8 protein-coding genes are annotated in these 12,395 nt (G+C 42.8%); 2 read left to right on the top strand and 6 right to left on the bottom strand.

What is annotated here, in order from left to right; genetic code table 11:
* Positions 1-7: 7 nt before the first annotated feature.
* A complete protein-coding gene (locus HWQ41_RS09860) occupies positions 8-1,864 on the bottom strand; it encodes a phosphodiester glycosidase family protein (protein WP_292762004.1) in 1,857 nt (618 codons plus the stop codon).
* The gene (locus HWQ41_RS09865; RefSeq protein WP_292762006.1) at positions 1,848-2,108 is read right to left on the bottom strand and encodes a hypothetical protein; all 261 of its coding nucleotides are present in this window, start codon (positions 2,106-2,108) and stop codon (positions 1,848-1,850) included. Before HWQ41_RS09865 ends, HWQ41_RS09860 begins: the two co-directional genes overlap by 17 nt.
* 743 nt (positions 2,109-2,851) lie before the next feature.
* On the opposite strand from HWQ41_RS09865, the gene HWQ41_RS09870 reads away from it, so the two are divergent.
* The gene (locus HWQ41_RS09870) at positions 2,852-7,564 is read left to right on the top strand and encodes a glutamate synthase-related protein (protein WP_292762007.1); all 4,713 of its coding nucleotides are present in this window, start codon (positions 2,852-2,854) and stop codon (positions 7,562-7,564) included.
* Positions 7,565-7,703: 139 nt separating this feature from the next.
* Here HWQ41_RS09870 and HWQ41_RS09875 read toward each other — a convergent pair whose 3' ends face one another.
* Positions 7,704-8,144 (bottom strand): hypothetical protein, encoded by a 441-nt coding sequence (locus tag HWQ41_RS09875; protein ID WP_292762009.1) that lies wholly within the window; start codon positions 8,142-8,144, stop codon positions 7,704-7,706.
* Between the two features lie 9 nt (positions 8,145-8,153).
* Positions 8,154-9,065 (bottom strand): polysaccharide deacetylase family protein, encoded by a 912-nt coding sequence (locus HWQ41_RS09880; RefSeq protein ID WP_292762011.1) that lies wholly within the window; start codon positions 9,063-9,065, stop codon positions 8,154-8,156.
* A gap of 1,598 nt (positions 9,066-10,663) precedes the next feature.
* Between HWQ41_RS09880 and lepB the strand changes: the two genes are divergently transcribed.
* The gene (gene lepB, locus HWQ41_RS09885; protein ID WP_292762013.1) at positions 10,664-11,236 is read left to right on the top strand and encodes a signal peptidase I; all 573 of its coding nucleotides are present in this window, start codon (positions 10,664-10,666) and stop codon (positions 11,234-11,236) included.
* A 176-nt stretch (positions 11,237-11,412) separates the two neighbouring features.
* On the opposite strand, the gene HWQ41_RS09890 is transcribed toward lepB, so the two are convergent.
* Together HWQ41_RS09890 and HWQ41_RS09895 are read right to left on the bottom strand one after the other, a co-directional pair.
* On the bottom strand, positions 11,413-11,946 hold the full coding sequence (locus HWQ41_RS09890) for a ComEA family DNA-binding protein (protein ID WP_292762015.1): 534 nt from the start codon (positions 11,944-11,946) through the stop codon (positions 11,413-11,415).
* Between the two features lie 14 nt (positions 11,947-11,960).
* Positions 11,961-12,335, bottom strand: a complete 375-nt coding sequence (locus HWQ41_RS09895) for an NINE protein (protein WP_292762017.1) — start codon at positions 12,333-12,335, stop codon at positions 11,961-11,963.
* Positions 12,336-12,395: the final 60 nt, after the last annotated feature.

Consider the following 12,395-nt stretch of genomic DNA (forward strand, 5'->3'; position numbering starts at 1 on the left):
TGAATTGTTATCGTGGTTGCAGGAAAATACCAATTCCGTTATGAACACGAGCCGCAGTACTGGGCGATCGATTGAGTAATTGCCCTCCTAAATAAAGGCTGGTAGAACTACCACCGTCCAAATTTAGGGCATCCACGCAGCCCATCAGTTGCATCAATTGGGCATGTTCTGCCAAAGTAGGGCCATAACCGCCAGCACGATTATGTATGGCAGTAATCATCAGTGTGCCTGTTGCCGTTGTGCAAATACCGCTACGAATAGCCTTTTCTGCAATAAAGGCATTGCTGAATTTTTCGCCTTTGGCATCAAGGACAATTTGACGGTTTTGGACTAATAGCGGCCCGGCGCCGATAATGTAGGGATAACGACTAAAATCAGCCGGAGCAGTGGCGCTAGAAATGCTTACTGCGCTTCCAATAGGTAGCTGTGAGGCAGCACTAGCAGCGTTGGCGCGTAAGGTTAGCAGGTAGCCATCCTGGGGAATGGGAACCGCCCCTCCACCAACTTTGCCCCCTGGTAACTGTTCAGTAATTTGGTCTTTCTGTACCACGAGGATGATTTCGTTGTCTGACAGGGGCGTGTAAGTTGATCCCCAAGCTGGGGTGTAACGAGCAATGCCGCTTTGGACGTAACCACTGTTGAGGAACAGAATTGGTAGGCGCTGGTTATTTGCTGTGGTTAAAGTTTCTTCTAAGGTGAGACGACCGAAGTAAAATTGGCCAGAATCATTCCAAGCGATCGCACCCCGGTTGAGAATGGGGCCTGATAACCACTGACTATCCCGACGAATCGCACCCAATGGCAATCTGTTATTGCGGTTAAAATAACCACCGTTAATTCCAGCTACTGCTAAGTAACGTTGTGCTGTTTGAATTAAGGGAGCAGTACCCGCAAGCCCATCAAGACTAGCCCACATGGGTTTCAACGTTAGCCCAAATTTGCGGGGATTAACTTCTAACCAAACCACCGGAAAGCGGTCTGTGCCTAAGTTGACATAATGCTGTCGCCAGCGCAATCCTGGGGCCCAAGTAATATCCCGTTCTTCTAAAGGATCAGGTCGAATATCGATAATCAGGCGATTGGGGTTAGCGACAGTACTAACTTGAGGCGATAGACCAAAGGGAACGCTCAGACTAATAATCGTTTGGTTTTTCACCACCTCCACTTGTTGAATCAGTGGTTCCGGGGCTGGGGGTGCTGATATTGGTTGTGTTGGTGTAGCTGGTGATAATTGTTTGAGCAGGTTTTGCAGCAATGTTGGTGGTGTTGGTGGTGCTGCTGGTGGTTGGGGGGTATAGCGTTCTATCAAAACAGGATCGGCTATTCCATCCAGGGTAATTGTCCACTCTCGATTTGGCGGTACAGTGGATTTGGGAGTTAGCGTGTCTGGATCAAAGGATGGAGTTTGGGGTTTTGCGATCGCTAACCCTTCTATAACTTGCCAGGGAGTTGGACGATCTAAATTGACAAGAATCCGCGCCTGTTGTAAAGGAGTAACACTCGCATCTGAAGATTGCTGGCTCTGAATAATATTTGTGACTTGCGCTTTTGGGGTAGCAATCACCAAGGTGTTACCATTGGTTTGGATTTGCCATCCAGCTGTTTGAGCAAAATTAGTAATGTCCAAATAGCGATATGCTCCTAGTAGCCTGGTAGCTAAAACCAGTGGCGTTGTCACCGATGAAAACCACTGTATTGGTTGCCTCGCCCAGTTGCTACTGTTTAAGAAATTTACTCCAATTAATTGCCTGAATACCCCGTCACTGAGATGAGTTGTTACCTGACCAGCTTTTCCAGGTCGCTGCAACCAAGTTCCTGGTAAGGTACGTCCATTCAGGGAAATTTGATTACCAGAAGATGCCACACTTGTTAAAGGAGATGTAGCTGACTGTGAGGTTAACCTGGATATTAATTTGATGGTTTTCGGGGACTCCTGGGCGTTGGTAGCACAGATAGTAGTTAAGCACAGTGCTGTTAAAAGTATTGGTGACACAGTAGCCCGAAAAAACCTGCGATCGCCCTTGGCGGAGCGATCGCCAATCAGGAATTGGCAACAATTCGGCATTTTTACCATAATTTACTAGGTACTTTTGAAAAGTATCACCCAAGGTATAAACTAACTAATTATTTGGAAATATAAAAAAAACATGACTTTCTCTTTGAAAAAATATGGTAATATATATATTGGCTTGTTATCTCTTTTAAACATAAATAACCATTTAGGCGCTAAGTCCACTCCAACCAAGTGTTTGAACTGGCACTAATTCCAACCACACTATACACGGTAGTCTTGGTTATCAAAATTGGATTAAGATATTCAATCCTGACTGAAGGTTGCTATTGTTGCTACTTCAGTCAGGTGTAGTTATATAGTCAAATGTGTGGCAACTGGTAAGCAGCAAAATTTTAGACAACAACAAAAATATTTGGGAATTGTCAAATGGGTATATATTGTAATACGCTGATTTTATTGCTGGATCAGGATGACTTTGGCTTTAAAACATAGTAAAGACTTCAGGTTTAATTTTGTTTCCGGTGAGCCGAAATAGGCTCTAGGAGTAGCTAGCGTGCATCTGGAAAAAGGGGATTGAGAAAATACTTAGCTTCACAATATAAAAAAGAAACTGTCAGGGCAAAAATGATGTCTTGGCGGAGGTAACTTGTCTAACACCGCATAAATACATAAAAATTACGCAACTATTTTAATACGGGTGAAGTAATAAAGTAGAACCGAAGTTAAAATTTTTTTCCCTAAATTTTCGGTGCTTATATATTTCTCCATCGCTAAATGTAGAAAATTTTTCCGATAAGTAGTGGCAAAATTGGTAACTCAATACTTCAGGAACAGGGTATGAATAATAAACCGATGAATCAAGACCAGAATATCACAGCCAAGATCAACTCAAGAGATACCTATCAGGGGCAAAAGTGGTTAGTAGAGGAACGAGATGCCTGTGGTGTCGGTTTTATTGCTCATCGCCAGAATCATACCAGCCACGAAATTGTCGAAAAAGCCTTAGCTGCTTTAACCTGCTTAGAACACCGGGGAGGTTGTAGCGCTGATCAAGACTCTGGTGATGGTGCTGGAGTATTGACAGCTATCCCTTGGGAATTGTTCCAACAAAACTTTGCCGAAAGGGGGAAAGAATTTCCATCCACCAATAAGATAGCTGTGGGGATGATCTTTCTACCACAAGACCAGGAAGCAGCACAAAAAGCTAGGACGATAGTTGAGCAAATAGCTGCCGAAGAAAAATTGATTGTACTGGGTTGGCGAGTAGTACCAGTGCAACCTGATTTACTGGGGGTACAAGCAAGAGAAAATCAACCCCAGATTGAACAAGTTTTGTTAGCTTCTGTTGACAAAAGTGGCGATGAATTGGAACGACAGTTGTATATTACCCGCCGCCGAATTAGTAAAGTTGCAACCAACATCTCAGAAGAATTTTATATCTGCTCCTTGTCAAATCGCACAATTGTCTACAAAGGCATGGTGCGTTCCGCCGTCTTGGGCAACTTTTATCACGATTTAAAAAATCCAGCTTACAAAAGCGCCTTTGCTGTGTATCACCGCCGCTTTAGTACCAACACGATGCCCAAGTGGCCCCTAGCCCAACCGATGCGGCTTTTAGGTCACAACGGCGAAATCAATACTTTATTGGGTAACATAAACTGGATGATGGCACGAGAAGCTAGCCTGAATCATCCTGTATGGGGCGATCGCATCCAAGAACTCAAGCCATTAGTTCATATTGATAACAGCGACTCAGCTACCCTAGACAACGTACTAGAATTGTTGGTGTCTTCTGGACGCAGCCCCTTGGAAGCTTTAATGATTATGGTTCCAGAGGCTTACCAAAATCAGCCTTCTTTACGTGACTCTCCAGAAATTGTTGATTTCTACGAATATTACAGTGGTGTGCAAGAAGCATGGGACGGGCCAGCACTTTTAGTATTCAGCGATGGTAAAAAAGTTGGTGCAACTCTAGATCGTAATGGTTTAAGACCAGCTCGCTATGTGATCACCAAGGATGACTACATTGTTGTAGCTTCGGAAGCTGGTGTAGTGGACTTCCCAGAAGCCAATATTGTCGAGAAAGGTAGACTCGGCCCAGGGCAAATGATTGCCGTGGATTTAGTCAACCATGAAGTGCTGAAGAATTGGGAGATTAAGCAGCGCATTGCCAAACAGCACCCTTATGGAGAATGGCTGCAACAGTACCGTCAAGAACTCAAACAAATTGTCAGTAGTCAGTCGTCAAATGTTAATGGAAATGGACATCTGGCTGCTGAAAATGGTAACGGGCATAGTACAACTGACAAAGTTGACAAGCAAACCTTGCTTCAGCGTCAAACCGCCTTTGGCTACACCACAGAAGATGTAGAAATGGTGATTCATCCAATGGCGATCACCGGTTCAGAGCCGACTTTCTGCATGGGGGATGATATTCCTTTAGCAGTGCTGTCACAAAAGCCCCACCTGCTTTATGACTATTTCAAACAGCGCTTTGCTCAAGTGACAAACCCAGCGATCGATCCCCTGCGGGAAAAGCTAGTGATGTCTCTGAAAGTTGAACTGGGTGAGCGAGGTAACTTATTAGAACCCAAGCCAGAATATGCGCGGAGATTAAAACTTGAGTCGCCACTGTTAACAGAGGTAGAGTTGGAGGCAATTAAGCTGTCAGGATTTGCCACAGCCGAGTTGTCAACCCTATTTGCGATCGCCACTGGCCCAGAAGGATTAAAAGCCGCAGTGCAATCTTTACAAGCACAAGCAGCTGAGTCAGTCCGAGCAGGTGCAAAGATTTTAATATTAAGTGACCAGATCCCCCCAAGCTCTCTTAATAATGGGGGAATCAGCACAGAATACACCTACATTCCTCCCCTGTTAGCAGTGGGTGCCGTACATCATCACCTCATTCGTGAAGGGTTGCGAATGAAAACATCCCTGATTGTCAATACTGCTCAATGCTGGAGTACCCATCACTTTGCTTGTCTCATTGGCTACGGTGCTGGCGCAGTTTGCCCGTATATGGCTTTAGATACGGTGCGTGATTGGTGCATTGATCCCAAAACCCAAAAGTTAATGGCTGTGGAGAAAATTCCAGCCCTGACTGTAGAACAAGCTTTAGAAAACTATCGCAAAGCAGTAGAGTCAGGTTTGCTAAAAATTCTCTCCAAGATGGGAATCTCTCTGCTCTCCAGCTATCAAGCAGCCCAAATCTTTGAAGCTATTGGCATCGGTGGGGATTTAATAGAACTGGGATTTCGTGGTACGACTTCCCGTATCGGTGGTTTGAGTGTTAGCGAACTCGCTGATGAAGTGCTTTCCTTCCATAGCAAGGCTTTCCCAGAACTGACGACCAATAAGTTACAAAACCTGGGCTTTGTCCAATACCGTCCTGGCGGCGAGTACCACATGAATAGCCCCGAACTGGTCAAGGCGCTCCATAAGGCTCTAGATGGCAAAAACTACGACCACTACGAAGTTTATAAAAAGCACCTCCAAGGTAGACCAGTAACAGCCTTGCGTGACTTGCTGGACTTCCAAGGCGATCGCTCCCCAATTGCTCTAGAAGAAGTAGAGTCGGTAACTGAAATTGTTAAGCGCTTTTGCACCGGCGGCATGTCTTTAGGCGCTTTGTCAAGAGAAGCCCATGAAACTTTAGCGATCGCTATGAACCGCATTGGCGGTAAGTCAAATTCTGGAGAAGGCGGCGAAGACCCAGTGCGCTATGTAGTCCTAGATGATGTAGACGAGTTTGGTCACTCGCCAACCCTACCTCATTTAAAAGGATTGCGGAATGGTGATAAAGCTTATAGTGCGATTAAGCAAGTTGCGTCGGGGCGCTTTGGTGTCACGCCAGAGTACCTAGTCAACGCCAAACAAATTGAAATCAAAATTGCCCAAGGTGCCAAGCCTGGGGAAGGTGGACAACTGCCAGGGCCCAAGGTGAGCCAATACATTGCGATGTTAAGGCGCTCGAAGCCAGGTGTGACGCTGATTTCGCCGCCACCGCACCACGATATCTATTCCATTGAAGACTTAGCCCAACTGATTTTTGATCTGCACCAAATTAATCCCAAAGCAAAGGTATCGGTGAAGCTAGTTGCCGAAGTTGGCATTGGCACGATCGCGGCTGGTGTAGCTAAGGCAAACGCTGATATCATCCAGATTTCTGGCCATGATGGTGGTACAGGTGCATCGCCACTAAGTTCGATTAAACACGCTGGTTCACCGTGGGAACTGGGTTTAAGTGAAGTGCATCGCGTCTTGATGGAAAATAGCCTGCGCGATCGCGTGATTTTACGTGTAGATGGCGGTCTGAAGAGTGGCTGGGATGTGGTAATAGGTGCATTGATGGGCGGTGAAGAATTCGGTTTCGGCTCCATCGCCATGATTGCTGAAGGCTGTATCATGGCGCGAGTTTGCCACATGAACACCTGCCCTGTAGGTGTTGCTACTCAGAAAGAAGAACTCCGCAAGCGGTTTACGGGAATACCGGAACAGGTTGTCAACTTCTTCTACTTCATCGCCGAAGAAGTGCGTAGTCTGCTAGCCCGACTTGGCTACCGTTCTTTGTCAGAAATCATTGGACGTGCAGATTTGTTGAAACTGCGCCCAGAGGTAAAACTCACCAAAACGCGATCGCTGAATCTCGACTGTTTACTTCAACTACCAGATAGCAGAGACAATCGCAGTTGGTTGCTGCATGAAGAAGTCCACAGCAACGGCGTGGTTTTGGATGACAAATTCCTTGCTGATCCCGATATTCAAGCTGCCATTCGCAACCAATCTACTGTCACCAAGACTTACCCGATTGTCAATACTGACAGAACAGTGGGTACAAGATTAGCAGGTGCGATCGCTTCCCAATACGGTGACAGTGGCTTTGAAGGACAAATTAATCTCAACTTTACAGGCAGTGTTGGGCAAAGCTTTGGTGCGTTCAACCTCCCTGGTATAATTCTGACCTTGGAAGGAGAGGCAAACGACTACGTAGGTAAAGGGATGCATGGTGGTGAAATCATCATCAAACCTCCAACTGATGCTACCTATAACGCATCACAAAACGTGATAGTTGGCAATACGTGCTTGTATGGTGCTACTGGTGGCGTGTTATTTGCCAATGGCCTAGCAGGAGAACGCTTTGCTGTGAGAAATTCCAAAGGCATAGCAGTGATTGAAGGCGCTGGGGATCACTGCTGCGAATATATGACTGGTGGTGTAATTGTCGTCCTCGGCAAGGTAGGACGTAACGTAGCAGCTGGAATGACTGGTGGCCTGGCATACTTCTTGGATGAAGACGACTCATTTCGTGAGTTAGTCAACCCGGAAATTGTCAAAATCCAGAGGGTGATTACAGAAGTAGGTGCAAAGCAACTGCAAGAGTTAATTCAAACTCATGCGGAACGCACTGGTTCACCAAAGGCGAAGAAAATTCTACAAAACTGGCAAGAATTTTTGCCGAAATTCTGGCAGTTAGTTCCGCCTTCTGAAGCTGATAGTCCAGAAGCTAATCCCGAAAAAACAACTGAGTTCAGTTTAGTGACTAGTCATTAGACATCGGAATCAAAATCACGTAGGCACAATTCACAAATTGTGTCTACCAATAATTTTCGGCAAGAAAAATTCAATGTATAGATTGAAATATTAGCGCCGACTTACTTAAGTCTTTTCTTGCTAACTGAACTGGATTGATTTATAAACGCCAACCAAATACCTTTCTCATCATAAATATAGCTATACTTGCACCTATTGCCCCTACTACACCCGGAATGAAAAATGTCCAATTAACTTGATAAAAATTAATAAGTGTTTGAAGTATTCCATGATGAAAACCAATAATTAGTTCAAATATTTCATTTGGATTTTTAAATGAAGAATTAAGCAAAATATAGATTAATACACATTCATACCCTCCCATAGCCCCAATTAATAGTCTAAATATTTCAATAAAAAAATTACTTTTCTTTGTGATAATTAGAGTAGCTATCCCAGCAAATGCTCCTCCAAAAAAAATTAGTCCAAAGAGTGTTGTCACAAATATTAAAAACTCTAGATCGCTTGGTAGTTTAGGAGAACGCAATCCAAAAAATATTGTGAGAAGCATTGATAATGTTAGACTGTCTGGTTGCCACATAATAAATAATTATTGCTTTTTATTGGCAAGCAACTTTTTATCTGCATCTTCTATTTCTAAAAGTTCAGGAATAGTAACAAAGCGATAGCCTTGCTTTCTAAAATTGCTAATAATTTCTGGTAAAGCTTGTATAGTTTTAGAACGGTTCCCACCACCATCATGCATTAGCACAATCCCACCAGTTTTTGAATCTTTAATCACGTTATCGATCAACTTTGGTACAGGTGGCTGCTTGTAGTCTGTGGAGTCAGCTGACCACATCACCACAGCATATTTTTGGCCTTTAGCATAAGCAGCTAATCCATTGTGCAAGAAGCCACCAGGCGGTCGAAAGAGATTTGTTTTAGCACCTGTAACTTGATAAATTAGGTCTTCTGTGCGATCAATTTCAAAAGCAGCTGCTTGTGGATTAAAGAAGTGGTACCAGTGATGCCAAGTATGGTTGCCAATGACGTGACCTTGAACGACAATCTGCTTTCCTATCTCTGGATAATTTTTCAGGTTCTGCCCGACGACAAAAAACGTCCCTTTGATATTATTTGATTTCAGGATATCTAGCACTTGCTCTGTGGTTTGAGGCCAAGGCCCATCATCAAAGGTGAGAGCAATCACTTTCTCACCTTGAGTGAGTTTTGCACTCTCAATTATTGCCCCTTGAAAACGTGATGGTACAGCGTAGGATAGTCCTTTTGTTTGTGCTTCTTGCTGCCAACTTGTAAGCATCGCCGCCTTTAATTTCTCAATGCGCTGCTGAGTTCCTACATTTGCAGCTACATCCTTGACATTTATGCTTTGTCTATTCTGAGCCTCCGAAGCATTTGGCCTTAGAAGCATCATAAAAGCAAGGCTAAAAACACCACCTAAAGCAAGCAGCGCAATTAATATTCCTTCTGGCCACAGAAACGACTTATTGTTTTCCACCTGATAGCTCCTTCAAAGATCGAACCATCAACCACGGTGATGACGGTACGTTATAGCACATTTTTTTAGATATTTAGATACAGTTGCTTTCTCGTAATCCCGAAAATTGGAATTGAGACTAACGGAAATTCACAATCGAGAAGACAGACTATACGGTTTTAACTGAAATCTAGAGCATCTAGATTTGGACGAAGGCTGAATAGACAATACTTGCTACTGTTTAATCTCAACCCACTCATAAAAGGCAAGGTCTGCACCTCTACACTCTTACCGCTAGCTCTAAGAAGGAACACAATCAGATAATTAACCACACCCCAAAATCCTCTTAATAGGAGTTTTGAATTAGTTACTGTTTTTCACTTCACCGCTAAGGCAGCATTATCCTTTAAAGTTTTATCGCTTTGCAAATAAGATTAGCTAAACTGTCGCGCCTACAATTTGCACTTTTCGTAGGCAGAAGTTTTTATAGCAGGACTTTCTGACAAGAAAGTTGTATAATTTACAGCTTAGTGAATTATTTGATTAACATACAAAACTACTTACAAGGGGCAGAGATATCTTTAAAAAAAGAGTCTAATAAACTATTAGTTCTATTTTTGATAAGATATATTTTACTGCCTACTGCCATTGCTTCCTTTTTAAGAAAAAGTTAAATTTTCAACTGGCAGAATGTTGCCTTGTACTTTCTATGAAATAGATAGACGAAAATTGATTCAATATAGTTTCTCATTGCCAAGGGGCACTTATTCGTTAATCTAGATACTTTTGACTCATTTAGCAAAAATAATCTTATCGGCAGTTTAGTTTTATTTTTGATGCTGATACTTTAGCCTAAATTGCTAGTAGCTTTCTGTCTGTTAATGTTTTTCTCGATAATTAAAGAGATTTATATATTATTAATAGTACAATTTAATATGTACTGTCACCGTGTAATTACGGAATTCAATCGCATATATAATGTAGGCAAGTTGTTAAAATTGCAATAGCATGACATCTATCTATTGAACCATTAAATTCTCCATTTAAATGTAATATTTTTTAATAATGATACTGGAAGAAGCTAGATTTATGTATTTAAAAGTACCTTGAAATGGAGATTAATTTTCTGTAATATCACTTAATAATATATACCAAAATATATTTTCTTCCAACTGAGCCTCCAGCAAGACTGGCCTCTGCCTTTTTTCGGTAAAGTGAAATGAAGCAGATATTGTCAGATGGTAAACTGTTTTGCCACTCAACGACCAATTTTCTGCTCAAAGAAAAAACTGACTGGCTGTATCGCTCTACCAGTCAGTAACTGCTTTTTTAGCAGGAAGAAGCAAAATTGGAAGTTATCTCATAACTTGCCTTATAATTGCAGCAATTAGAATTAAGATTTTTAATTATCTATCTAGGAATCCTAATCATCAGCTTATATTGCCTTAGACAGGTCATAGTTTATTTACAGTATTTTTGCTTATCTTTGGTCGATGCAATAACTGGATTATTTAATATCTGTATGGATTCGTGCAGAACCCAGCTTGCCTATCAGTATACCTTTTGAGTCAAAATAATCAAGGTATTTGTCCCACTTCTGAAACTGGCTAGAAACTTTTATGATTCCTCACGAAAGTGATGCAAAAGAAGAGCGTGCGTCGTTAAAAGTATGGCGTAGTTGGCAAGAAAATCTAATTTTAATTGCGATCGCACTGTGTTTGGCATTCCTAATCAGGACTTTTATCGCCGAACCCCGCTATATACCTTCTGATTCGATGTTACCCACTTTACATACTGGCGATCGCTTGGTAGTTGAAAAAATCTCTTACCATTTTCACCCTCCCATAACTGGGGATATTATTGTTTTTCAGCCATCCCCAGAACTACAACGTCGAGGATATCCCAAAGACCAAGCCTTCATCAAGCGAGTTATTGGCAAGTCGGGTGAGGTAATTAGTGTTGCTTCTGGCAAAGTCTACCTCAACGGTCAACCCTTGGTAGAAGACTACATCGCTGAACCCCCAAATCAGCCATATCCACCAGTGAAAGTTCCAGAAGACGAATTTTTTGTCATGGGCGATAACCGCAACGATAGTAATGACTCTCGCTACTGGGGCTTTTTACCCAGAAAAAATATCATCGGTCGCGCAACATTTCGCTTTTGGCCTCTGAACCGCATTGGATTTATTTAAATAGTTAGGAGTTAGGAGTTAGGAGTTATAGAGACCTAACCCCCAACCCCAACCCTTGTAGCGTTGGGGAGTAAGATTCAAAGCCTCTCTCCTAAAAGGAGAGAGGTTTGGAGAGAGGTCAAAATGTATTGCATACAAACGAGAAGCCCTATATTTTAAAACTTCTAACTTTTAATTTAAAACGTTAAATAATACATCATCTGAGCGATCGCATCACCAGATAACTCTAACCGCCGTTGGAAATCAGTCAAGTTACGGTAAGGCCCAGCTGATTGCCGATTTTGCACCACTGTTTGCGCCAGAGACAAATCTATAAAGGGAATTTGTGCTAATTTTTCAACGGTTGCTGTATTCGGGTTGACTAAATGGGTCGGATTTTCTAAAGATTCGTGGTCATAGTAAATAAAATTCAGCAGAGGCTTTAATGGCTCTAGGCGCGGGGCTGGCATACCCAAAGCCGCAGCAATATCTTCAATACAGTAAAATTTAACACCCGATCGCGAAAGTTCCACAAGCGATCGCGCTTGGTGAATTGACAAACCTGGTAAGCGTAACCAATCATCTACAGTCGCTTGATTAGCATCAATCCGAATACCTAATTTGGCCGCTATCTGAATTTCTTCCCCAGATTGTAGGCGATAGTAGGGATCGTTGAGGAGCTTGGCACGGAGTTTTTGCAACCTGGGGTTCAAAGGTAGCCAGTTATTCATGATTGTCGCTTCCCTCAAGAAATCTGGTCTAGCAATTGGCGGCGCTTTTGCTCAAATTCATACTCTGAGATTAGTCCATCTTGGCGCAGGGCATCTAATTCACGCAAGGCGTCAGCGATCGCTCCTACCTGATTACTCACCCTTTGTGAGTTCCTTGCCCCTGACTTCCCTAGATTAAAATTGCGATCGAAAGCTTCTTCGTCTTGCGCTAAATACCAAACTCCCTCAATCGCACTAGCTACCTTGGGGATAGGCGTCCAGGAAAGCAACACATACAAAACACCCCACAGAGGCTGTCCCAGATAAAATTTATGTAATCCTGAAATTGTCAGTGTGCCAGAAAAAGCTAAAACAGCGGCAACACTTCGGCTTTTGCGCTTAGTCAACATATTTTTAATAAATATACCAATACCATAGTTTCTACAATCAGACAGCCAAAAGGCATAGAA

Source organism: Nostoc sp. NOS(2021) (assembly GCF_017115025.1).
In the GTDB taxonomy this organism is placed as follows: Bacteria; Cyanobacteriota; Cyanobacteriia; order Cyanobacteriales; family Nostocaceae; genus Nostoc.

Coding starts and splice junctions, on each gene's coding strand:
- HWQ41_RS09870 (WP_292762007.1), top strand. CDS start 2,852: ATGAATAATAAACCGATGAATCAAGACCAGAATATCACAGCCAAGATC.
- HWQ41_RS09875 (WP_292762009.1), bottom strand. CDS start 8,144: ATGTGGCAACCAGACAGTCTAACATTATCAATGCTTCTCACAATATTT.
- lepB (WP_292762013.1), top strand. CDS start 10,664: ATGATTCCTCACGAAAGTGATGCAAAAGAAGAGCGTGCGTCGTTAAAA.
- HWQ41_RS09890 (WP_292762015.1), bottom strand. CDS start 11,946: ATGAATAACTGGCTACCTTTGAACCCCAGGTTGCAAAAACTCCGTGCC.
- HWQ41_RS09895 (WP_292762017.1), bottom strand. CDS start 12,335: ATGTTGACTAAGCGCAAAAGCCGAAGTGTTGCCGCTGTTTTAGCTTTT.